The organism is Brucella pseudogrignonensis, assembly GCF_032190615.1.
In the GTDB taxonomy this organism is placed as follows: Bacteria; Pseudomonadota; Alphaproteobacteria; order Rhizobiales; family Rhizobiaceae; genus Brucella; species Brucella pseudogrignonensis_B.
In genome coordinates this window covers 604643-627412 of the sequence record NZ_JAVLAT010000001.1, presented here as the reverse complement: position 1 = coordinate 627412, position 22770 = coordinate 604643, and the positions used below count along the sequence as shown (strand labels likewise).

The following is a 22770-nucleotide window of genomic DNA, read 5'->3' as shown; positions in this document are numbered from 1 at the left end:
TCTGATTGCGACTTCCGGGGGTGTTGTACTCGTTTTTCTGGACCGACGGGCAAAAAATCGGCGCGTAAAGAATTCTGGCCGAAGCGGGGTGACTGGGTGCCATGTTACCCACCGCTTGTTTCGTTTCAACCCTCGCAACAGGAAAAGCTGCGATAATTGGCGCGAGGTGCTGCTCAATGGTTGTCGAAAAGCTCGCCACACTCTATTTGAAGAATGAGACAAGCGGCAGTATTTTCCGGCTGGTGATCGTTGCATTTCAGATGCAGTGTTGCTGGTGGAACGAGAGCGCCAGAGAGCCTGCAATTGCAGGCAGCAGGAAGGATTTTATACAGTGTGGAATGCAGTTCGGGGCTTTTTCTCCTTCCTTGGCCGTTTTATTGCAGCACTGGCGCGAGTGATTGCCGTGCCGCTTGGCGCGATGTGGCGGCTTTTTCTTAAACTCGGAAATTTGTGGAAAGTTGCAATTGCGTTGCTCGTGGTCGTCTTTGGCGGTCTTTATGTCTATTTCATCTGGCAAACGCAGGTCTGGACGAATTTCAATCCCGATTACCCCGCCAAATACAGCTATCAAGATGCCGTGACGCCCGGTGAGCAAGTGTCGACCGCGCCTGTTGCGCCGTTGGCTGCAACGCCCACTCCTTCTGACAACAGTGCAAGCGGGACTGACACTACACCTGCTGCCGGCGATGCCGATGCGACAACGCAGCAGGAGACTGAGACACAGCCTATGCAGGCGGCGCAAATTCCGTCGACCGCGCGCAAGTGTTCGCCATCTGCTATCGCCGAAGTTGCCGCTGACCTGACCGATTTCAACGTGAATCAGAATGCATGGATTTCGTCCATGCTGCTTTACAAGCTTGGTTTCTTTGGCATCGACTGGGACCGCACGCCGTTTCTCGATAACAAAGCGTCGTTCCAGCGCGGTATCAATGCCGCTGTTAGACGCACGGCCATTGAACTCGTGGACAATATCGGGCGTCTGCGCGGCACCTCGCAGATCGACAATGATTTGCAGAAGGCACGCGGTAACCTCCAGTTTGCTGAAGATTCATGGTATTTCGGCTTGAGTCCATTTGGACCAAAGACACCGACGCCAAGCTATTATCGTTCAGCGATTAAAGATTTGCGCGCGTTCAATACACGTCTGGAAAATTGCCAGGCAACCTTTGATGCGCGTGCAGATAACCTGATCCAGTTTGTTGATCGTATCGCGAGTGATCTTGGTTCGACGTCTGCAATTCTCAAGGATCGCGCAGAGAACTATCATGCGGGATGGTTCGATACGCGTGCCGATGACCGTTTCTGGTTAGCTTATGGCCAGCTTTATGCCTATTACGGCCTGCTGCGTGCAGCCCATTCCGATTTCCGTGGCGTGCTGGCGGAAAAGCACCTCGATGGAGTCTGGGACGAAATGGAACGGCAGTTGCGTTCGGCGCTCGATATGCAGCCATTTATCGTGTCCAACGGCAATCCTGACGCGTGGTTTACGCCATCGCATCTGACAACGATGGGTTTTTACATTCTGCGCGTGCGTTCGAATCTGGTGGATATCAAGCAGGTTCTGGAGCGCTGATATAGAATGGAGTTGCCATCAAGACTGCGTCAGGCCGTCGATGCTGCGCTTGAGGGCGTTGCATTGTCGGATTTGAAACGCGCATCCGAGGTTTTGTCGCGGCGTTATCGTGCGGAAACCCGCGATGGACGGCTGCATATTTCGGATGATCTTGCTGCCAAGGCCTATCTGGCGGCGCGTCTTCCTGCGACCTATGCCGCCGTGCGTGCAAGCTTGGAGAGTGTTGCGGACGTCTGCCCCGACTTCGTGCCCCGGACAATGCTTGATGTGGGGTGCGGTCCGGGGACTGCACTGTGGGCCGCCAGCGATTGCTGGCCTGATCTGCAATCCGCTACAATGATCGAAGCAAGCCCGGCAATCCGCACTGTGGGCAGCAAACTTGCAGAAAACATCGGAATTCAAACCGAATGGCGGGCCGCAGATCTGATTAAAGAAAAGCCGGATCTGCCGCAGGCTGATCTGGTGACGATTGCTTATGTGCTCGATGAACTGGCACCGCTTGACCGCAAGGCACTGGTGGAAAAGCTCTGGGCTTCGGCGCAACATTTGTTTGTGATTGTGGAACCCGGAACACCAGCTGGCTGGCAGCGCATTCTTGATGCGCGTGCTGTGCTTTTGGAACAAGGCGCACATATCGCAGCCCCTTGCACCCATCAGTTTGATTGTCCGATTGTCTCACCCGACTGGTGCCACTTTTCCCGCCGTGTTGCGCGTTCGCGGATTCATCGTCTGACCAAAGATGCAGACGTGCCTTGGGAAGACGAGAAGTTTGTCTATCTCGCGGCGACGCGTGATCCTTTGCTTGCGGCATCAGCACGGGTTATCGCGCCAACACGGGTTGGCGGCGGCAAGGTTTCGATAAAGCTTTGCAAGGATGATGGCTTTTCCGAAGATGTGCTTCTGACCAAGCGAGACGGTGAGCTTTTCCGTTGGGCTCGTCGCGCTGATTGGGGCGATGCTCATTATGACGCTTGAAACGCTGTTTGCAATTTCGGACGATTGATCAGGAAAACCATCGCGGCGGCTGCAAAACACATGGCTCCGGCCAGAATGAGAGCTGGCGTGTAGCTGTCGTAATCCGTGCGGACAACGCCTGCAAAGGCGGCTGCTGCGGCGGCTCCCACCTGATGGCCGGTGAAGACCCAGCCAAAGACCATTCCCGCTTTTTCAGGGCCGAATTTCTCCGCTGCAAGCTTGACGGTTGGGGGTACGGTTGCAACCCAGTCGAGGCCGTAGAAGACCGCAAAGAGTGCGAGTTCGTAGATCGAAAAATCAGTGAAAGTCAGATAAATTAGCGAAAGACCGCGCAACGCGTAGAACCAGAACAGAAGCCAGCGATTATCATAGCGGTCGGTAAGCCAGCCGGACGCTATGGTACCGATCAGATCGAAAGCACCGATGACTGCCAGTATCCCGGCAGCACCGACAGGAACGATGCCATAATCGCCGCAAAGCGCAATCCAGTGTGTCTGGATCAGGCCGTTCGTCGAAAAACCGCAGACGAAAAACGTGAGAAACAAGACCCAGAAAGTGGTTGTCGATGAGGCTTCACGCAGCGTCACGAGTGGAGACAGCAGCATGGCGCCAAACTGTTTCTTTGGTTCCGGTGCAGGCATCGGCGCTGTACGGCCATAGGGCTTGAGGCCGACATCCGAAGGCTTATCCCGCATCAATACCAGCACTAGCACGAGGGCTGCCAGCAGAAATGCAATGACAATGACCAGTGACGAACGCCAGCCGATATTCTGGCTGACGCTTGCCAGAATTGGCATGAAAATAAGCTGACCTGTTGCATTGCTGGCCGTCATCATGCCCACGACGAGACCGCGACGCTTCTCAAACCAGCGCGCAGCAACTGTAGCACCAAGGACAAGCGCCGTCATGCCGGTGCCAAGACCGATGATGACACCCCAGAGTGCTACCATTTGCCATTGCTCAGTCATGAAAATTGAGCCAACAAGCCCAAATGAGATCATGAAAAGCGCCGTCATGACCACGCGGCGCAGGCCAAACTGGTTCATGAAAGCAGCAGCAAATGGACCCATCAGACCGAACAGCACGAGGCGCAGCGCCATAGCGAATGAAATATTGGCATTGGTCCAGCCAAACTCCTGTTGGAGTGGCTCAATCAGTATCCCAGCGGATCCCATGGCCGCCGCCGTCGCCAGCATCGTCAGAAACGTGATACCTGCAATGACCCATCCGTAATGAATGTTTCTCTGTGCAAGAAAGCTGGCTAGGCGGGACGAGATCATCTTCGGTACTTTCTGTTTCGGCTGGATTTCGCCCGGTAAGAAATTTCAAGGGGAAGCCGCAGGCTATTTAGAAACGTTGCAGGTTTCAGTCATTGTTTTCAATCAAGCCCAATGGGCAATCATCACAAGGCATCGAGAAGAGTTTGAAGTTGTTCGACACCTTTGGGCCCAAGTCGCACTTCAATTTCTTTTTGTGCCTGATCCCACAAAGGTTCACCTTGTTTGACGAGTCTATAGCCCTCATTGCTCAGTGCTATCGTGGTTTCACGATGATCATCGCTGGAAGCAGGCTCAATCAAGCCCAGTTTCTGCAAGACCTTTGCATTGCGTCCCATTGTCGAACGATCAAGTTCGGCAATGCCTGCCAGTTCTGTGAGCGAGATCGTTTTGGCACGCGCGATTTTTCTCAGCAGACTGAACTGCGCCACGCTGATACCAAGCGGTGCCAGTGCCTCGTCATAAATGGCCGAGGTTTTCCGTGCTGCCTGACGCAAATGAATACATATGCAGGAATTTGTCATAATGCGGGTATATACCCGTATGATACCTCTGGCAATATATCAAATTAAGTCTGTATGCCGTGTTGGGTGCTGTGCGAAGAAAGGCCGACGCTAAACTAAACCGCAATATGCGATGTTTCTTTGACTTCTTCCATCACTGCGTAGGTATGGGATTCGCGCACGCCGGGAAGGGAGAGCAGCGCTTCAGAAAGAAATCGCCGATAGTGGTCCATATCTGTAACCCGCGCTTTGATCAGATAATCGAAGCCACCTGCCACCATATGGCATTCCAGAATGTCGGGATTGCTGCGTGTGAATGTGGAGAAGGTTTCAAACACTTCCGGCGTGGTGCGGTCCAGCTTGATTTCAATGAAAACCAGCATTGAGCGATCAAGCATTTTTGGCGACAGATGCGCCGAATAGCCCAGAATATAGCCTTCACGGGTCAAGCGTTTGACGCGCTCAGCAGTTGCTGTTTGCGAAAGATTGATACGATCAGAAAGTTCAGTGTTGGTCAGCCGGCCATTTTCCTGAAGTGCAGACAGAATGCTTCTGTCCACGCCATCGAGATTCTTCATTGATGTCCCCATTTGACCGCCTGCAAGAACGGCTCTTATTGTTTGTTTGCAAATGATCTGCGACGGAAATGAATCCGAAATTGGCGGCGGACGCAAGGCGAAAATGTTTAATCGCTCATACAAAACTCCTGATATATCATTTTTTGTTTGTTTCTGGTGAAGTGCTGATGACGTTGACAGCTCGAAATATGCGTTGCCAACGGCCGATATGAGTCTGTTGATCAATTTAATACACTTTATAGTTGCAATGAATATACAATCTATGGTAATGTCCCTGCATACTAAAAGTCATATTATACTTATACATTTGGCATTTTGGGCGGTGCCCGTTTAGGCTTGATGAAAGGTGCCTGCTAACTTTCATCATAGTTGTCCTCATTAAGGGCAAAGGGAAAATCCGGATCGCTTCATTGGATCCGGATTTTCTTTGTGCAGTCAGCGTTATGCTTAGTGTGAAGAGAGCGATCAAGGCTTGAATTTTCCAGTTGCAAGCGATGCAAGGGAAGGCTAACAGTATCGCCATGAACATTTCGCGCATTGAAACAAAAATCTGGTGGTGGGCTCGCTAAAAGCGGCCACGCAGGCATTTGTGCATTTGCGTTTAGAAACAGGCCGCTGGGATTATCCGGGCGGCCTTTTTGTTTGGCTGTTTGAATAAGACCATCACATGTCTCCCAAAAGTGGAAACCGGTTATGGGGGAAATGCATGTGAGCATAAAAAGCCGAAGCACAATGCGCTTTGGTTGAGGGGCCTGAGCCTTGGAAGTGCTCGATAACGAATAACACTTGGGAATTGCCAGTCATGAATGCGAAGATTGCGGATAGCGAGATATTCACGCACGAAACAGCGGGCGGCATTGTTGTCGAACGTGTGCGCCATCTGACTGCTTATAAGGGAGCCATCGAGACTTATATCGATGCTCTCAATGAGCGGCGCGGCGCGGTGTTTTCTTCCAATTACGAATATCCGGGCCGCTATACGCGATGGGATACGGCAATTGTAGATCCGCCGGTCGTAATCACGTCACGCGCGCGTCAGATGCGCATTGAAGCGCTGAACAAGCGCGGTACCATCTTGCTGCGTCCCGTCTTAAAGACGGTTCAGGCGCTGGCCGAAGTGAAGGTCGATAAGGCCGATGAAGATCGTATCGAGCTGACGATTGCTGAACCCACCGGCACATTCACCGAAGAAGAGCGTTCGCGCATACCTTCGGTTTTCACCGTATTGCGGGCAATTGTAGGCCTTTTCTTCTCCGAAGAAGATGCAAATCTCGGCCTTTATGGTGCGTTCGGCTATGATCTCGCATTCCAGTTCGATCCGATCCAGTACAAGCTGAAGCGTCCCGACGATCAGCGCGATCTGGTGCTGTTCATCCCCGACGAAATCTTTGTGGCGGATCACTACTCGGCGCGCGCCTGGGTGGATCGCTACGAGTTCAGCTGTGGCGGTTCCTCGACGCATGATCTTGCACGCGCGACGCCGGTACAGGCTTTCAAACCTGCCGAGCGTGACCTGCCACGCGGCGATCATAATCCGGGCGAATATGCCAAGCTGGTTGAACGCGCAAAGGATAGCTTCAAGCGCGGTGATCTGTTTGAAGTCGTGCCGGGACAGACTTTTTACGAGCGCTGCCATACGGCACCATCAGAGATTTTCCGTCGTCTGAAGTCGATCAATCCATCGCCTTATTCGTTCTTCATCAATCTGGGTGAAAATGAGTATCTCGTTGGCGCTTCGCCGGAAATGTTCGTGCGCGTCAATGGTCGCCGTATCGAGACCTGCCCGATTTCGGGCACGATCAAGCGCGGTGAAGATGCAATTTCAGACTCCGAACAGATTTTGAAGCTTCTTAATTCCAAGAAGGACGAGTCCGAGCTGACGATGTGTTCGGATGTGGATCGCAACGACAAGAGTCGGGTCTGTGAGCCGGGCTCGGTACGTGTGATCGGTCGCCGTCAGATCGAAATGTATTCGCGTCTGATCCATACGGTGGATCATATCGAAGGTCGACTGCGTGATGGCATGGATGCTTTTGATGGCTTCCTCAGCCATGCATGGGCTGTGACTGTGACCGGCGCACCAAAACTTTGGGCCATGCGTTTCCTCGAAGAAAACGAGCGCAGTCCGCGTGCATGGTATGGTGGTGCTGTCGGTATGATGCATTTCAATGGTGACATGAATACTGGCCTCACGCTGCGCACCATCCGCATCAAGGAAGGCGTGGCAGAGATTCGCGCCGGTGCAACGCTGTTGTTCGATTCCAATCCGGAAGAGGAAGAAGCAGAAACCGAACTGAAAGCATCCGCAATGATCGCTGCCGTGCGCGAAGCGCAGAAGAGCAATCAGGTTGCGGAAGAACGCGTGGCGGCAAAAGTCGGCGAGGGGATTTCGATCCTGCTGGTGGATCATGAAGATTCCTTCGTGCACACGCTCGCCAACTACTTCCGTCAGACGGGAGCAACGGTTTCGACCGTGCGCTCGCCTGTCGCAGATGAGGTGTTCGACCGCATTCAACCTGATCTTGTCGTGCTGTCGCCCGGACCGGGCACGCCGCAGGACTTCGATTGCAAAGCGACTATTGAGAAAGCACGAAAGCGTGAGCTGCCGATCTTCGGCGTCTGTCTTGGTCTTCAGGCACTTGCAGAAGCCTATGGCGGGACGCTTCGCCAGCTTCGCATTCCGATGCATGGAAAGCCGTCACGCATCCGCGTTTCAAAGCCGGAGCGTATTTTCTCAGGACTGCCAAAGGAGATAACGGTGGGTCGTTACCACTCGATCTTTGCTGATCCTGAACGGCTGCCCGATGATTTTCTGGTTACGGCAGAAACGGAAGACGGTGTCATCATGGCTTTTGAACATAAGAAAGAGCCTGTTGCGGCGGTGCAGTTCCATCCCGAATCTATCATGACGCTGGGTCATAATGCGGGTATGCGAATGATCGAAAATGTCGTCACGCATCTGGCAGGAAAGCACAAAGCGCGTCGCAGCAACTACTAACTGCGTTTTTGAGTTGCAAAACAAAAAGCCGGCCGTGGTGAAAGCTGCGGCCGGTTTTGTATTTATCTGGTTATAAAATCATGGTTTTTTAGATCTGCTTTAGCGAACCATTTGCAACTGTAATGCATTGCATTCGCAAGAGAAAATTAAATGCGTGAAGTGAAAAATCAGGGTTTCGAATTCTTGATTTTATGCGCTATAGAACGCCCATCGAAATGCTGCTTGCCGGCTTTGCCGGAGTGAATGCGCAATAGGCCTCTCGTTAGCCTGAACCCGCTTGTCGGGATAAGAATTAAAGTATCTGAAGGTTCATGATGAACGCGAATGTAAAAGTTCGGCGGCTCGCCGCTTGGTCGATTCCTGTTGCACTGGGCGTTATGGGGCTGAAATATCTGGCCTATGCGCTGACCGGCTCTGTCGCGCTTTATTCGGACGCTCTGGAATCCATCGTTAATGTCATCGCGGCCTTCGGTGCATGGTGGGCGATCAGTGTCAGTCATAAGCCTGCAGACGGTAATCACCCGTTTGGACACCACAAGGCTGAATATATTTCAGCAGTTGTCGAAGGTGTTTTGATCACGATTGCGTCTTTGTTGATTGTGAAAGAGGCATGGTCTGCGCTGCAGGCACCCCACCAAATGGATGAACCATGGCTTGGCCTTGCGATCAATATGGGTGCCGCCGCGATCAATGCTCTCTGGGCCACGCTCCTGATCCGCACGGGGCGGAGTGCGCGTTCACCTGCTCTTGAAGCAGATGGACAGCATATTATGACCGATGTTTTCACCTCGGTCGGTGTGCTTGTTGGTCTTGTCGGTGCGGTTCTTACGGGTTGGGCGATCCTTGATCCGCTGCTGGCAATTCTGGTCGCAATCAACATTCTCTGGCAAGGCTGGGGTGTTATCAATAAGTCCATACAAGGCTTGATGGATATCGGTGTCGAGCCGGCGGAAGAAATGCGCATTCGTGATGTGATTTCGGCCAATGCCGGGGGTGCGATTGAGGTGCATGATCTCAAGACCCGCATTGCGGGCCGCGTTACCTTCATTGAGTTTCATCTGGTTGTGGCCGCAGATATGAGTGTTGGTGATGCGCATGTTATCTGTGACCGAATCGAAGATGCGCTCAAAGCGCAGATCGATAGTGCGCGAATCGTGATTCACGTTGAACCGGAAGACGAGGCAAAGCTGCCGATTGGCACGAGTTCGGTCCCCTTTGCATAAGACAAATTAGCAGCTTGCACGTTTCAAACCTCAGGTGTAAAAGCATCGACATGGTTATGAAGGACGCAACATCTTTGGAACATTCTGCCGCCGCTTTCAGCGCGCGCGTGAACGTTTGCGTTCTAAACTCGCTTCTTACACTCGGCCTTAGCGGCGATCGCCGGGCTCGTTGAAAGGAGCGTCCGGCGGTCGATGAAGTCCCGCTGACGCATGCTCCTTTCCCAAAATCCGAATTTGAATTTTAAGAAGCTATGACCGGGTCGTTATGACAGTACAGAACTGTTGAGTACTCCGGGAGGATGAGATGACCATGAACCATAATCCAAATACGACTGTCTCCGCCGTCAAGCCTAAAGGCATGCCTGATGCGGCTGTGAAATATACGCCATTCCCGTTCCCGAAGCTCGATGATCGCACATGGCCTGCAAAGCGCATCGAAAAGGCTCCGATCTGGTGTTCAGTCGATCTGCGCGATGGCAATCAGGCGTTGATTGACCCGATGGGCCACGACCGCAAAGAACGTATGTTCCGTCTGCTGGTCGATATGGGTTTCCCGGAAATTGAAATTGGCTTCCCATCGGCTTCTCAGACCGATTTTGACTTCTGCCGCTGGGCAATTGAGCAGGGCGAAACACCCGATGAAGTCGATTTGCAGGTGCTGGTGCAGTGCCGCCCTGAATTGATCACGCGCACTTTTGAAGCGCTGGAAGGGGCCAAGACACCGATCATCCACTTCTACAATTCGACCAGTGAATTGCAGCGTCGCGTTGTTTTCAACAAGGACGTCAAGGGCATCAAGCAGATCGCGACCGATGCTGCCAAGATGATCATGGATATGGCGGCGAAAGCAGGCGGTGGCTATCGCTTCCAGTATTCTCCGGAAAGCTTTACCGGCACCGAGCTGGATGTGGCGCTGGAAATCTGCAACGCGGTGACGGAAATCGTCAAGCCAACTGCTGAAAACAAGCTGATCTTGAATTTGCCATCGACTGTCGAAATGAACACACCCAATGTTTATGCCGACCAGATTGAATGGATGTGCCGCAACCTCGACAATCGCGAAAACCTGATCATTTCGCTGCATCCGCATAATGATCGTGGCACGGGCATTGCTGCCACCGAACTGGGCCTGATGGCTGGTGCTGACCGCGTTGAAGGCACCTTGTTTGGCAATGGCGAGCGCACCGGCAATGTCGATGTGGTGACGCTGGCTCTCAATATGTACACGCAAGGAATCGATCCTGAGCTGGATTGCCGTGACATCAATCGCATGAAAGATGTCTATGAATATTCAAACCAGCTGAAGATTGCCGAGCGTCATCCTTATGTGGGTGAGCTGGTCTATACGGCTTTCTCCGGTTCGCATCAGGATGCGATCAACAAGGGCATGAAGGTTCGCAAGACCGCCAATTCGCCGATCTGGGAAGTGCCTTATCTGCCAATCGATCCGCAGGATGTTGGCCGTTCGTATGAGGCGATTATTCGCATCAATTCGCAGTCGGGCAAGGGCGGTATCGCTTATATCCTGCAGGCGGATTACGGATTGAATCTGCCGCGCAATTTGCAGGTTGAGTTCCGCGAAATCATCCAGAACATCACGGATGATGAAGGGAAAGAACTGCCGTCGAAGCGCATTCACGAAGAGTTCCAGAAGCTCTATGTGGAGCAGGCAGAAGGCCGTATTAAGTTCGTGGATCACCATACCTATCCTGATCCTGAGCAGAAGGGTCGTCGTATTCTCACGGCTGAAATCACCGATAACGGCGTGACGAAGAATATCGAAGGCAAAGGCACAGGTCCGATTGATGGCTTTATCGATGCGCTGTCGAAATATCTCGGCGTGAAGATGTCAGTTATTGATTATTCCGAGCATTCACTCAAGCAAGGGTCGGACGCAGCCGCTATTTCTTATGTTGAAGTCGCTTATCCAGACGGAAAATTGTTCGGTGTGGGGATCAACGACAACATTGTGAGTGCTTCGCTTGAAGCGATTGTTTCAGCGGCCAACCGCGTGGTTGCAAAGTAGTTAAACAAAGAAGGCGGCATTTATGCCGCCTTCTTCATTTATACTGGCAATTTATTATTTATATTATATCGTTATATTGAAGTTATAATATTTCCATCAAAATACCATATTATTAAATATACCTAAATTATTATTTATTTTAATTTAGGTGTTCGATGAGCAAACTTATACTATTATTGTGCCCGCTATTTTTTATAAACGGATGCGCTTCGCGTGCGAGTAAGATCGAGCCAAGTTATATATCATCAGCCCCTTATGAGACGCTTTCCTGCTCCTCACTGGCTGGTGAAGGCATTCTTCTTTCCACGAGCGCAGCAAAGGCTATGGGCCGACAAAATACAGCAGCAACTGAAGATGCGATCAAGACGGGCGTTGGTTTGGTGATCTTTTGGCCAATATTGTTCTTTAATGAAGGCAATGGAATAAAGGCTGCGGAAGTTGCGCGATTAAAAGGCGAAATGGCCGCATTGCAGCGTGCCGCAAAGCTCAAGAAGTGCGATTTTTCATTTCGCGAGTATTAAAGTGTAGTGTGTGAACTGCATGAGACCGACCAAGTGTTTAGCTTGATTGATCTATAGGCATTCTGAAATACTGCCGGTAGTTCAGAATGCCTTAGTACAATATTTGCTCTGAAATTTTGATGACGCGTTCGCTCTCATCTTCGATGCCGTGTTGTTTCCAGTGGCATGACCAGCCGCCTTCCGGCTTCCGGTCTATATCGAAGACGTTATAACGCGCAGGTGGTTTATGCCCGCCAAAGTTCTGACTGGCCGATGGCACACAGATAACGGGCACTTTGCCGTTTAGCCCATCAATGTCATATCGCGTTGCAAGATGTGTGTGGCCATGAATGACCAGTTCGGCACCATGCTTGGCTATGACTTTCTGAAAGCGGCGAATGCCATAGAGCCGTTTGTGCGCTGGCGTGGCGCCATGGATTGGTGGATGATGGATCATCACAACGCGGAACAGTCCGCGTGACCCCGCTTCATCCAGCGCAAGCGCAAGACGTTTGGCCTGTGCCGAGCGGAAATCGCCGCTCGCCATAAATGGCGCTGTGGCACGCGCAGATGATACACCGATCATTGCGACGGGTCCGCGTTCGCGCATATAGGGAAACAGAGGCCGCTTGCCGTGGTTATCCACGCCATCGCCACGCATCCATGGTTCCCATTTGCGGCAGGATTTATCCAGCGCACCGGGCACATAGGCATCGTGATTGCCGGGGACGACCGAAACATTGTTCGGGTCTCCGAGTTTCAACAGCCAGTCATGTGCAATATCGATTTCGAGATTGAGGGCCAGATTGACCAGATCGCCGGTTACAGCAATATGATCTGGGTTTTGGGCCAACATATCGGCAATCAGGTTATCCAGAACGGTCCCATGCATCGCACCTTTGCGATTACGCATCCAGTTAATGTAGCCGGTGATGCGCTTTGATGCCAGCTCGCGATAACGAATGCGGGGCAGCGGCGACAGGTGGATGTCTGAAATATGGGTGAGGCGAAACATAGTTTCGGTGTACTGTATTATTTTTTAAATCGAAACCGTATTTAGCGACTTTTTATTGATGTCTTTGGTGCAATGATGCGTGCAGGACATTTGCTCAGGATTGACGGTATGCGCTTCCGCCATTTTTTATTTCATACTTATTTTCTGCTGCGACGCCCAATGACGCTCGGTGTCAGGGCAATTGTCTTTGATGAAAAGAACAATTCCGTTTTTCTGGTGAAGCATACCTATGTTCCGGGCTGGCAATTGCCGGGCGGCGGGGTGGATAGCGGGGAGACCTTCGGGCAGGCGCTGGAAAAGGAGCTGCGTGAGGAGGGCAATATTCGCCTGACCGGACGGCCCGAGCTGTTCGCGCTTTATAAGAATGCGCATGCATCCAAACGAGATCACGTGGCGCTTTATGTCTGTCGGGCTTTCGAGCAGACCGAACCAAAGCAGCGTGACAGGGAAATAGCGGAAGCAGGCTTCTTCCCGCTTGATAATTTGCCGGTAGGAACGACTTCCTCCACCAAGCGCCGTTTGCAGGAGGCATTGCATGATCTGGAGCCACTGCCAAACTGGTAAAGTGAAGGGCGCTTTCGCGCCCTTATCTATGCTTAGAAGCGGTAGGTGATACCTGTACCAATCAGCCAAGGATTGAGCTTGGCCTTGCCTGTCATGGATTGGCCAGCAACTGTGACGTCGAACTTTGGCTCGAGGAACAGCTTTTTCACGTCGAAGTTGATACCCCAATGCTCATCAAGCATGTAGTCGAAGCCGACCTGAAGCGCGCCGCCAAAGGTGTTCTTCACTTTCAGATAATCGACGCCTGCTGCATCCTGATTATAGAAAATTGTATAGTTCACACCTGCGCCAACATAAGGCTTGAAAGCGCCGAAATTGGTGAAGTGATACTGCATGGTGAGCGTTGGAGGCAGCATCCAGACCTTGCCGACCTTGCCGAGACCTTCGATTGAGCCGGTACCATTGATATTGGCATAAGTGGTGCCGAGGATGAGTTCAGCAGCCAGATTGTCGGTGAAGTAGTAGGTGATGTCGAGTTCCGGTGTGATCGACTTCGAGTAATCGAGACCAGAACCATCAACGCCGTTTACGTAGCCCTTGTTTTCAGCGACAACACCAAGTGCGCGCACGCGGATCTGCCATGGTGACAGCGCCTGCGGAGCGGCAACGATTTCGGTCGCGGGCTGAGCGACAATCGCGTCAGCAGCGAACGCTGCGGGTGCTGCAAATGTCAGTGCTGTTGCTGCGAGAAGCCCTTTGGCAAAGCGGTTCATCAGTCTCTCCTGAAGTTCTGAGTCTCAAAGTCTTGGGTAGTGATGGGTGCACTCTGGACTGCACAGCAAAGCGCCCCATTGATCAGGATCAAAGAGGCGCCCAAGATTTTAGAAAACAAAGATGTTCTGAAAGGACTGTTGCAGAAAAGGCTCAGTTAGCGAACCTGCCACGGTCATGCGGTGCTGCAAAGTCGATCTCCGGTCCAAGCGGAACAATACCCGTTGGGTTGATCGTTTTATGGCTGCGGTAATAATGGCCTTTGATATGCTCCATATTCACCGTCTCAGCCACGCCAGGAACCTGATAAAGCGCACGCGTGTAGTTGGAGAGATTTGGATAATCGGCGATCCGGTGCAGATTGCATTTGAAATGCCCGACATAGACGGGATCGAAGCGCACAAGTGTTGTGAATAGACGCCAGTCGGCTTCGGTGAGGTTTGAACCTGTCAGATAGCGATTCTTCGACAGTGTCTCTTCCAGCGTGTCCAGCGCGCTGAATACCTGCCCGAAGGCTTCCTCATAGGCGTCCTGTGTCGTGGCGAAGCCAGCGCGATAAACGCCGTTGTTGATATTTGGATAGATGAAGTCGTTAAGCATATCGATTTCGCTGCGTAGATCTTCCGGGTAGAAATCAAACGATGCATCGCCGAATTGGTCAAAAGCACTGTTCAACATGCGAATGATTTCAGACGACTCGTTTGAAACGATTGTTTCTTGCTGCTTGTCCCAAAGAACAGGAACCGTCACACGGCCCGAGTACTGCGGATCAGCTTTCGTGTAAATTTCGTGCAGACGTTTTGCGCCATACAATGCGTCACCCGTGCTGCCCGTTGTGCCATAGAAGGTCCAGCCTTCTTCAGCCATCAGCGCATCCACTACGGAGACAGAAATGACGTCTTCGAGCTTTTTCAAAGCGCGGAAAATCAGGGTTCTGTGCGCCCATGGGCAGGCATAAGACACGTAGAGATGATAGCGGCCAGCTTCGGCTTTAAAGCCGCCTTCGCCGCTTGGGCCTGCGCTTCCATCTGCTGTGACCCAGTTTCTGAACTGCGATTTCGAGCGCTCGAAACGGCCTTTAGTGGCTTTCGTGTCATACCAGACATCCTGCCATTTGCCGTCAACCAGAAGTCCCATGTGATTTCTCCTTTTGATAAGGAAAATAGGGCAAAAACTGCCAATTGACAGCCTATCAAGGCGTGAACAGTGCGTAACGGTGCCAAAAAGCTAAATTTAAACCGCCGTTTTGAAAGATTTTGTTTTACCTCTGATCAATTTGGTGTTAGGCAACTTTCAAATTGCGGTATCGTTTCATCACGCCGCACTGGAGAGAACAATGGCCGGAATGCACTTCATCCGACGATGAAAGTTAGAACTGTGCTCAAACTGCGCAGATTGCATTCTATTGGGCTTTTTAGTCCGCCAGCTCTCTCTTCAGGCAAATCCACCATGCAGCAACTTGAACTGACCTACGCACAGGAAAACGCGGCGCACGACATCGAGATCGAAGCGATTAATGCCGAGGCTTTTGGTCCAGCACGTTTTACCAAAGCGGCACATTTCATTCGTGAAGGTGGTCCGCACGACCTAAGCCTTTCTTTTGTCGCATTGATGGGTGGCATCGTTGTCGGATCGGTACGGCAGACGCCTGTTATGGTTGGCAAGTCGCCAGCCTTGCTGCTTGGACCGCTTGCTGTGCGGCCTGAATGGAAGAAGCGGGGCATTGGCGGCAAGCTGATGCGTATGTCGATTGAGGCGGCTGAAAAAGCGGGTCACAAGCTGATTGTTCTGGTGGGGGACGAACCTTACTATGCACCTTTTGGTTTCAAAATGGTGCAACCAGGTTCAATGATCATGCCTGCGCCGGTCGATCCGCGTCGGATGCTTGCGTGTGAGATTGTGCCAAATGCGCTCAATGGTGTGAGCGGCGTTGTTCAGCACGCAAGCAGAGTTTGAGAGTTAAAAAGAGGGGAAGCGAGGGGCTGGTTTTACCGTCCCTCGCGATACCACATTCCACCAAATATAAAGAGCAGGGCAGCCAGCGCAAACAATCCAGAGAACAGCGGCAGACGATTGACGCTTTTAAGCTGTGTGTCCGATGTTTCGCGCAATCCAATCCAGCCGCTGCCGCTTGCCGCGCGGCCTGCCGCAACAGCTGTGATCGCTGGAACCTCAACAGAACTTTCCGCACTCTCATGCACGCGATGGATCGAGCCGCCAGTGGCATCTGCCACTGGTTGCAGGCGTTCAGTGGTCGATATGCTGTCTGAAAATTCAGGCGCATCCACAGGTCCGACATGGGCAAGCGTTTCCAGATCGCCATTCTTCACACGGAAAATACCGATTTCATCGGTCTGCAATGTGCCGTCGAATAGGCCGGGTTTGCCCTGTGTGAGGTTGACCTGCAATTCTTTGCCCGATGGCGTGGTAACTGTTGCCTGACCGGGATTATCGCCCATGGTTTGGCGGTGGATTGCGAGCGTGCGGCCATTGCCGCCAGCGGTCAGCGCTTCTTCTTCCAGTTCCGGTTCCTGCATCAGCCAGTGCGCGATGCGACGATAAAGCGAGGCATAGGGACCACCACCTTCAAAGCCACGTGCCCAGAGCCAGCCCTGATCAGACAGGAACATGCCAACGCGGCCTTTGCCGACGCGGTCGAGCACCAAAAGCGGCTTACCATCAGCGCCGTTCATAACTGTTTCGCCGCGCGGTTCGCCAATATCGATGGTGCGGAACCAGCGGCTCCAATGCGGTGGTTCGTGATCGCTGCCGTCAAGACCACGTGTGACCGGATGACGTTTTCCGAGATCGGTCAGGCGCGGATAAAAGGCTTTTTCCGTGATGGTGCCGGTCGGCATGGCGGGCAGAGCACTGTAAAGCGGAGTCCGCGCGATTGACATATCGCTCGCATATTCCGGGCCTGCTGCTACCAGCAGCGCGCCGCCGTTTTCAACATATTGCGCGATATAATCATAATAGAGCAACGGCAGCACATCGCGGTGCTGATAGCGGTCGAGAATGATGAGATCGAACTCATTGACCTTATCGACGAAAAGCTCGCGTGTTGGGAAGGCAATCAGCGACAATTCGTTGATTGGTGTGCCATCCTGCTTTTCCGGCGGGCGCAAAATCGTGAAGTGGACGAGGTCCACGGCGGCATCGGATTTCAGCAGATTGCGCCATGTGCGTTCGCCATTATGCGGCTCGCCCGAGACCAGTAGTACGCGGAGATTTTCGCGAATTCCGTCAATGGTTGCGACTGCGCGGTTGTTGGCATCGGTCACTTCGCCAGGAAGTGTTGGCGTGGTTATCTCGACAATATTGACGCCAGCGCGCGGCAGTTCAATCGTGAGCGGGGTTTCCTGCCCGACCCTTGCCTGTTCTTCGCTGACCTTCTCACCATTAACGCGAATTTCGACAGGTGCGGATTGTCCTAAGCTTTTGCCTTCATCAATGACGGTGAAAGACATTTCCAGCGGCTTGCCGCTGATGCCATAGCGCGGTGCTTTGTTGAATTTGATGCGGCGGTCGAACTCATCCGGCTTGCCTGTAATCAACGCATGAACAGGTGCGTCAAAACCGAGCGCGTTCTTACTGGCCGGAGTATCATGCACCTGACCATCTGTGATCAATATGGCGCCAGCAACGCGCGATGGCGGAACATCCAGCAAGGTGCGTGCAAGCGGTCCGAATAGCCGCGTTGCATAACCATCATCGTTCTTGCCGGGTTCCGCTGCTTCCACCACCCGCGTTTCAAATTGCGGCAGGGCGGCAAGCTGATCCTGCACGCTTTTCAGCGCTGCATCTGTATCGGCGCGGCGTTCGCCCAGTTGCTGGCTCTGGCTGCGATCAACCACAAGCGCGACTACGCTTTTCAAAGTCTCGCGTTCCTCGCTGACGATGACAGGGTTGAGCAGTGCCAGTGCAAGGGCAATGGCGGCAAGACCACGGATAAGGCCGCCGCGCATGCGCAGGAATATCGTTATCAATACGAGCAGCGCCAGCGGTACGAGAATGCCAATCAGCCATGGCAACGAGAGGAAGGGTTCAAACTCTATATTCATATTAGTTCCCCAGCCGTTCCAGCAGATCGGGAACATGGACCTGATCAGATTTGTAATTGCCGGTGAGCATATACATGACGATATTCACGCCGCCACGAATGGCATAGATGCGCTGCATCGGATCATTGGGCACGGTTGGCAACATCGGGTTGCCCTGTTCGTCGACTGCCCAAGCGCCTGCAAAATCATTGGCGGTGATCATGATAGGCGAGACGCCATCGCCGGTGCGCACTGGCCGGTCGCGTGTCGCATCGGGTGATGCCGTTGCTTCAACCCAGAGCGGACTGCCTTCATAGCGACCGGGAAAATCCGGCATGATGAAGAAAGACTTGGTCAGCACATGATCGTCGGGAACTGGTTCAAGCGGCGGCACGTTCATGCCGTCGAGAATCGTGCGCAGGCGCTGATTGGCGGGGGAGGCCGATGCATCAAGACTCGCACCCGCCTGCAACTGGTCACGTGTATCGAAAAGTACGGTTCCACCCTGCTGCATATAGGCGTCCACCTTGGCGATTGCTTCAGGCGTCGGCATTGGCGCATCTGGATCAATCGGCCAATATATTAATGGATAAAAGGCTAATTCATCCTTGGCGGGATCAACGCCAATCGGATCACCCGGCTCTAACGCTGTTTTATCTCTAAGCGCAAAAGTCAGTCCGCGCAGACCTGCTTTGCTGATGTCATCGGTCGCAGCATTGCCAGTGATGATATAGGCGAGATGGGTTTGTGAGACGGAATTGATAATGGCTTCATCGCCGGGCTTGCTGTCATCGTGGGTTTGAGCGTGTGCGGAAGGCACAGAGACCGGCATCAGGCTGATAGCAGAAGCCGCTGCAATGAGAATGGCGATGCCTGCAATTTTCGAACGGATTTTCATGCGGCGACGGAATGCACCGCGCAGCCAGAGCATCAGCAATGTATCAAGCGCCAGAAGCATCGCGGCAATTGCGGAGAATGGCCCGCGCAGCGAAATGGATTGATCCGCACCATAGAATGCAGGCGTTAATCCAACAGAAAGCGCGGGCGGCGTAATCGGCAGCAGCTTGACGTTGCTTCCCTCAAAGATGTTAAGCGCTTTCAAACCGTCCTCATTGCCGTAAAAGCCGGGTGGCGTGTTGATGCTGACATCGGGAGTTTGTCTTTTTCCACCACAATTGGCTTTGCTTCTGATGAGGGCGGCGTTAGCTCGCCAGAGGCAGAAAGAAGCTGATACGGTGGTAACGAAACGGATTGCTGGTCGCCTTTTGCATTGGTGCGCTGCGAAAGCGATACGATGCGGCGTAGCATTTCAACAAAAGAACCGGAAATAGGCAGGCTCGACCATGTGGCATCGGGCGAACTGTGGAAGAGAACCACATTGCCACGACCTCGGCTTTCACCTGTCACAAGCGGCGTACCATCGGCAAGCGTCGCATAAGCCTTGTCATTGAGATCAAAGGAAGGCTCGGCCAGCACCTGTCGTGTGACGGTCACATCGTCCGGGACTGTCAGCCCAGCAAATGGACCTTTGTCGGAAAATGAACGAAGCTTTTGCGGCTCGGACCAGGACAGTGTCCCGCCCAAAGCGCGTTCGCCCTTGCGCAGACGTACCGGCAGAAGCGGGTCGTTTTCGTTGGCGCCGGCAAGGCGCGGTCCGGCAAAACGCACCAGCGTGCCGCCATCTTCAACCCATTTGGAAAGCTGTTCCTCTACAGGTTGCGGCAGGGTACCAATATCGGCCATGATCAGGACGGAGGGCTTCGCATCAAGCAGCTCCGGCACAGTTTTCATGAGATCTGCGGAACGTGGTTCGATCAGGTTTGCGTACGGCGAAAGCGCACGCGAAATATAATGCAGCGGCGATAAAAGCGGCTGTGCAAGGTCACCATCACCACTGGCAAGAAGGCCGATAGTGCGGCGCTCTGACCCTGCATCGATAAGACGTGTGGCTCCCGCTTGCTGGATGCCATCAATGCGGATGACGCGGAAGTCATTGCGCAATTCCACCGGCAGATTAAAGCGCGCTGTCGCTTCTGTACTGCCCACGGCGAAAGACAGTGGTGCTTCTGCAATGCGACGGCCTTTGTCGTCAAAGGCAGAGGCCGTCAGCGTGCGCGGCATGGTTATGCCTTCTGGACGGATTGCCTTTGCTTCAAGACTGTCAACTTTGTTGTCAATGCTGGTCAGCGCCACAAGGCGGTCAAGATCAGCCGCATACCAGAGCATCGAAGCCAGACGACCATCCTGATCAAGCTTGGCAAAAATATCCTTGTCGGCGGCATTAGCCAGTCCGTCATTCTTGAAAGCCAGCCGGATTTTTTCGCCCTGTGGCACCGTCGATGCCAGGCGATCCAGTGCTGCCTTGCGATCAACAGGGATCGGGCGTGGCTGTACGGCTTGCAAGCGTTCCAATGCGCGGCTGGCATCATAAGGGCCAATCTCGGCATTGGCAGGTTCTGCCGTGCCAAGGACGTAAATTTGCGCGTTCGAGCTTTCTGCATCAGCAATCAGCTTTTCAGCAGCCGCAACGCGCTGTGTCCAGTCTTCCGCCGAAGCCCAGCCATTATCAATGACGATGGCCAGCGGTTCATTGCCGGATAGGGCAACAGGACGCGGGTTCCAGATAGGTGACGCAAGCGCGAGAATGACGAGGGCTGCAATGAGTAGTCGCAGCAGCGTCATCCACCATGGGCTTTTGGATGGCACTTCCTCGCGTTTGAAAACCTGTGCCAGAATGCGCAATGGCGGGAAGGTTTCCTCCTGCGGGCGCGGCGGCGTCATGCGTAGTAGCCACCAGATGACCGGCAGCGCCAGAAGACCGGCCAAAATGAGGGGGGTGCCAAAAGCAAGTGGCAGAAAATTCATCAGCGGGCACTCCCGGATGATGCGCTTAGAGCGTCATGCAAGCGTGGCAGAGCTTGCGTAGCCGGTGTGTCGGTGCGATGCACGGTAAAGCTCCAGCCAAGGCGGCGGCAAAGATCTGCCAGCGTATCACGGCGCGCGATATAAAGTCGGCGATAGTCTTCCGCATAGGTTTCGGCTCGGCCTGCAACAAGCGTGTTGCCTGTTTCGGGATCACGAAACTCGGTACGACCGGAATAGGGAAACGTCTCTTCTGCCGGGTCGGCCACTTCCACCAGATGCGCGCGAACACCGCGACGTGCGAGATTATCAAGCAGGTTTGTCAACTCATCGAGCGGTTGCAGGAAGTCTGACACCAGCACCACTTCAGAAAAACGTCGGATCTGATCAATATCAGGTAAGGGGCGTGAGGCGGTGTCATGCATTAAAGCGCTTGCTAAGCGTTCCGCACCATTGCGCGCTGAAAAAGGCTGCAACAGTGATGGGAATGCAATGCGCTCACCCGAACGGGAAAGAAGTTCTGCCAGTGCAAGGGTCAGCACCAAGGAACGGGCTTCTTTGGAAGCGGATGAAAGCTGCGAGCGGTAAAGCATCGAGGGCGAGAAATCGCACCATAGCCAGACGGTGTGGGCGGATTCCCATTCGCGATCACGCACATAGGTATGATCGTCGCGCGCTGAGCGTCGCCAGTCGATATGGGCCAGCGTTTCGCCCTGAACATAGGGCCGGAACTGCCAGAAATTTTCACCGGGACCGCGTTTGCGACGGCCATGCCAGCCATTCATCACAGTGTTCACGACACGTTGTGCTTCGACCAGCAGATCGGGAATACTGGCTGCACGCGCTCGGGCACGCGCCAAAGTATCCTTGCGGTCTGCCGATGAAACTTCTGCGCCAATCACCATTAAGCAGCAGCCTTCACCAGATTGGCGATGATATCACGTACATGCATTCCATCCGCACGCGCTGCAAAATTAAGCGCCATACGATGTTGCAGAACTGGTTCAGCAAGCGCTTTCACATCATCGACGGATGGGGCGAGACGGCCTTCATAAAGAGCACGTGCACGCGCGCAGAGCATCAGCGCCTGACTTGCACGTGGACCCGGACCCCAGGCAATATGCTTTTTCGCATGTTCGTTATCGGCATCAGGCCGCGCCGAGCGCACAAGTTTGAGAATTGCATCAACCACGCTTTCTGAAACAGGCATACGGCGCACCAGCGCCTGCATTTGGCGTAGACGTTCGGCATCAAGAACCGCATGCGGCTTTGCCTCAGTAACGCCTGTTGTTTCGAGCAGGATACGGCGTTCGGCATCGAGTTCAGGATAGAGAATATCGATCTGCATCAAGAAGCGGTCCAGCTGGGCTTCGGGTAGCGGATAGGTGCCTTCCTGCTCCAGCGGGTTTTGCGTTGCCAGCACATGAAACGGTGCTGGCAGATCATAGCGCTGACCGGCAACGGTGACATGATATTCCTGCATCGCCTGCAAAAGAGCAGACTGCGTGCGAGGCGAGGCGCGGTTGATTTCATCGGCCATCAGAAGCTGCGTGAAAATCGGGCCTTTGAGATAGCGGAAAGAGCGGCGTCCGTCGGCATCCTGTTCCATCACTTCCGATCCGATAATATCGGAGGGCATAAGGTCGGGCGTGAACTGAATGCGCTGACCTGAAAGGCCAAGCACTGTTCCCAGTGTTTCTACAAGTTTGGTTTTCGCAAGGCCCGGAACGCCGACGAGCAGCGCATGACCGCCAGCAAGAATCGCAACGAGCGTGCGTTCGATAACGCTTTCCTGCCCGAAAATAACCGTTCCGACATTTTCCTTGATGCGAGCGATGTCAGCGAGTGCTGCTTCTGCTTCGGCAACAATCTGGTCGGGATTGGCGATTTCGGGGCTAACAACTACGCTCATAAGGACCTCG

At 53.3% G+C, this 22770-nt stretch carries 17 protein-coding genes and 1 pseudogene; 8 read left to right on the top strand and 10 right to left on the bottom strand.

The features are described from left to right. The first annotated feature begins 331 nt into the window (after window positions 1-331). Both RI570_RS03075 and RI570_RS03070 read left to right on the top strand, forming a co-directional pair. On the top strand, window positions 332-1573 hold the full coding sequence (locus RI570_RS03075; RefSeq protein ID WP_313826895.1) for a DUF2333 family protein: 1242 nt from the start codon (window positions 332-334) through the stop codon (window positions 1571-1573). Between the two features lie 6 nt (window positions 1574-1579). Beyond that, a complete protein-coding gene (locus RI570_RS03070) occupies window positions 1580-2548 on the top strand; it encodes a small ribosomal subunit Rsm22 family protein (RefSeq protein ID WP_313826894.1) in 969 nt (322 codons plus the stop codon). Here the strand turns inward: RI570_RS03070 and RI570_RS03065 are convergent. From RI570_RS03065 to RI570_RS03055, 3 genes are all read right to left on the bottom strand, one after another. Beyond that, a complete protein-coding gene (locus RI570_RS03065) occupies window positions 2536-3828 on the bottom strand; it encodes an MFS transporter (RefSeq protein WP_313826893.1) in 1293 nt (430 codons plus the stop codon). The two genes, RI570_RS03070 and RI570_RS03065, sit on opposite strands and share 13 nt — an antisense overlap. Before the next feature lie 122 nt (window positions 3829-3950). Next, window positions 3951-4349 carry a MarR family winged helix-turn-helix transcriptional regulator gene (locus RI570_RS03060; protein ID WP_313826892.1) on the bottom strand — a complete coding sequence of 133 codons (399 nt, stop codon included), beginning with the start codon at window positions 4347-4349 and terminating at the stop codon, window positions 3951-3953. 95 nt (window positions 4350-4444) lie between these two features. Then, window positions 4445-4906, bottom strand: coding sequence for an Lrp/AsnC ligand binding domain-containing protein (locus RI570_RS03055; RefSeq protein ID WP_313826891.1), 462 nt, complete (start codon window positions 4904-4906; stop codon window positions 4445-4447). 802 nt (window positions 4907-5708) lie between these two features. On the opposite strand from RI570_RS03055, the gene RI570_RS03050 reads away from it, so the two are divergent. The 4 genes from RI570_RS03050 (at window position 5709) to RI570_RS03035 (ending at window position 11674) form a co-directional block, all read left to right on the top strand. After that, a complete protein-coding gene (locus RI570_RS03050; RefSeq protein ID WP_313826890.1) occupies window positions 5709-7904 on the top strand; it encodes an anthranilate synthase component I in 2196 nt (731 codons plus the stop codon). Between the two features lie 314 nt (window positions 7905-8218). Then, a complete protein-coding gene (locus tag RI570_RS03045; RefSeq protein WP_313828530.1) occupies window positions 8219-9127 on the top strand; it encodes a cation diffusion facilitator family transporter in 909 nt (302 codons plus the stop codon). A gap of 310 nt (window positions 9128-9437) precedes the next feature. After that, the gene (gene leuA, locus RI570_RS03040) at window positions 9438-11153 is read left to right on the top strand and encodes a 2-isopropylmalate synthase (RefSeq protein ID WP_313826889.1); all 1716 of its coding nucleotides are present in this window, start codon (window positions 9438-9440) and stop codon (window positions 11151-11153) included. A 323-nt stretch (window positions 11154-11476) separates the two neighbouring features. Next, window positions 11477-11674, top strand: coding sequence for a hypothetical protein (locus RI570_RS03035; RefSeq protein ID WP_313826888.1), 198 nt, complete (start codon window positions 11477-11479; stop codon window positions 11672-11674). 91 nt (window positions 11675-11765) lie between these two features. On the opposite strand, the gene RI570_RS03030 is transcribed toward RI570_RS03035, so the two are convergent. Continuing rightward, window positions 11766-12668 carry a metallophosphoesterase gene (locus tag RI570_RS03030; RefSeq protein ID WP_313826887.1) on the bottom strand — a complete coding sequence of 301 codons (903 nt, stop codon included), beginning with the start codon at window positions 12666-12668 and terminating at the stop codon, window positions 11766-11768. Window positions 12669-12776: 108 nt separating this feature from the next. Between RI570_RS03030 and RI570_RS03025 the strand changes: the two genes are divergently transcribed. Beyond that, the gene (locus RI570_RS03025; RefSeq protein ID WP_313826886.1) at window positions 12777-13232 is read left to right on the top strand and encodes an NUDIX domain-containing protein; all 456 of its coding nucleotides are present in this window, start codon (window positions 12777-12779) and stop codon (window positions 13230-13232) included. 32 nt (window positions 13233-13264) lie between these two features. Here the strand turns inward: RI570_RS03025 and RI570_RS03020 are convergent, their stop codons facing one another. Together RI570_RS03020 and RI570_RS03015 are read right to left on the bottom strand one after the other, a co-directional pair. After that, window positions 13265-13945 (bottom strand): OmpW family protein, encoded by a 681-nt coding sequence (locus tag RI570_RS03020; protein WP_313826885.1) that lies wholly within the window; start codon window positions 13943-13945, stop codon window positions 13265-13267. Window positions 13946-14096: 151 nt separating this feature from the next. After that, a complete protein-coding gene (locus tag RI570_RS03015; protein ID WP_313826884.1) occupies window positions 14097-15080 on the bottom strand; it encodes a glutathione S-transferase family protein in 984 nt (327 codons plus the stop codon). Window positions 15081-15392: 312 nt separating this feature from the next. On the opposite strand from RI570_RS03015, the gene RI570_RS03010 reads away from it, so the two are divergent. Beyond that, window positions 15393-15899, top strand: coding sequence for an N-acetyltransferase (locus tag RI570_RS03010; protein ID WP_313826883.1), 507 nt, complete (start codon window positions 15393-15395; stop codon window positions 15897-15899). A 32-nt stretch (window positions 15900-15931) separates the two neighbouring features. Here RI570_RS03010 and RI570_RS03005 read toward each other — a convergent pair whose 3' ends face one another. From RI570_RS03005 to RI570_RS02990, 4 genes and pseudogenes are all read right to left on the bottom strand, one after another. Continuing rightward, on the bottom strand, window positions 15932-18007 hold the full coding sequence (locus RI570_RS03005) for a hypothetical protein (protein WP_313826882.1): 2076 nt from the start codon (window positions 18005-18007) through the stop codon (window positions 15932-15934). A 1-nt stretch (window position 18008) separates the two neighbouring features. Then, window positions 18009-20851 (bottom strand): annotated as a pseudogene (locus tag RI570_RS03000) (DUF4159 domain-containing protein). After that, window positions 20851-21753: a DUF58 domain-containing protein gene (locus RI570_RS02995; protein WP_313826881.1), complete on the bottom strand. Its 903-nt coding sequence runs from the start codon at window positions 21751-21753 to the stop codon at window positions 20851-20853. The pseudogene RI570_RS03000 and the gene RI570_RS02995 overlap by 1 nt, the downstream one beginning before the upstream one ends. Beyond that, window positions 21753-22760, bottom strand: coding sequence for a MoxR family ATPase (locus tag RI570_RS02990; RefSeq protein ID WP_313826880.1), 1008 nt, complete (start codon window positions 22758-22760; stop codon window positions 21753-21755). Before RI570_RS02990 ends, RI570_RS02995 begins: the two co-directional genes overlap by 1 nt. Window positions 22761-22770 lie beyond the last annotated feature (10 nt).

Coding starts and splice junctions, on each gene's coding strand:
- RI570_RS02995 (WP_313826881.1), bottom strand. CDS start 21,753: ATGGTGATTGGCGCAGAAGTTTCATCGGCAGACCGCAAGGATACTTTG.
- RI570_RS03050 (WP_313826890.1), top strand. CDS start 5,709: ATGAATGCGAAGATTGCGGATAGCGAGATATTCACGCACGAAACAGCG.
- RI570_RS03055 (WP_313826891.1), bottom strand. CDS start 4,906: ATGAAGAATCTCGATGGCGTGGACAGAAGCATTCTGTCTGCACTTCAG.
- RI570_RS03045 (WP_313828530.1), top strand. CDS start 8,219: ATGAACGCGAATGTAAAAGTTCGGCGGCTCGCCGCTTGGTCGATTCCT.
- RI570_RS02990 (WP_313826880.1), bottom strand. CDS start 22,760: ATGAGCGTAGTTGTTAGCCCCGAAATCGCCAATCCCGACCAGATTGTT.
- RI570_RS03065 (WP_313826893.1), bottom strand. CDS start 3,828: ATGATCTCGTCCCGCCTAGCCAGCTTTCTTGCACAGAGAAACATTCAT.
- RI570_RS03005 (WP_313826882.1), bottom strand. CDS start 18,007: ATGAATATAGAGTTTGAACCCTTCCTCTCGTTGCCATGGCTGATTGGC.
- RI570_RS03015 (WP_313826884.1), bottom strand. CDS start 15,080: ATGGGACTTCTGGTTGACGGCAAATGGCAGGATGTCTGGTATGACACG.
- RI570_RS03025 (WP_313826886.1), top strand. CDS start 12,777: ATGCGCTTCCGCCATTTTTTATTTCATACTTATTTTCTGCTGCGACGC.
- RI570_RS03060 (WP_313826892.1), bottom strand. CDS start 4,349: ATGACAAATTCCTGCATATGTATTCATTTGCGTCAGGCAGCACGGAAA.
- RI570_RS03070 (WP_313826894.1), top strand. CDS start 1,580: ATGGAGTTGCCATCAAGACTGCGTCAGGCCGTCGATGCTGCGCTTGAG.
- RI570_RS03020 (WP_313826885.1), bottom strand. CDS start 13,945: ATGAACCGCTTTGCCAAAGGGCTTCTCGCAGCAACAGCACTGACATTT.
- RI570_RS03030 (WP_313826887.1), bottom strand. CDS start 12,668: ATGTTTCGCCTCACCCATATTTCAGACATCCACCTGTCGCCGCTGCCC.
- leuA (WP_313826889.1), top strand. CDS start 9,438: ATGAACCATAATCCAAATACGACTGTCTCCGCCGTCAAGCCTAAAGGC.
- RI570_RS03010 (WP_313826883.1), top strand. CDS start 15,393: ATGCAGCAACTTGAACTGACCTACGCACAGGAAAACGCGGCGCACGAC.
- RI570_RS03035 (WP_313826888.1), top strand. CDS start 11,477: ATGGGCCGACAAAATACAGCAGCAACTGAAGATGCGATCAAGACGGGC.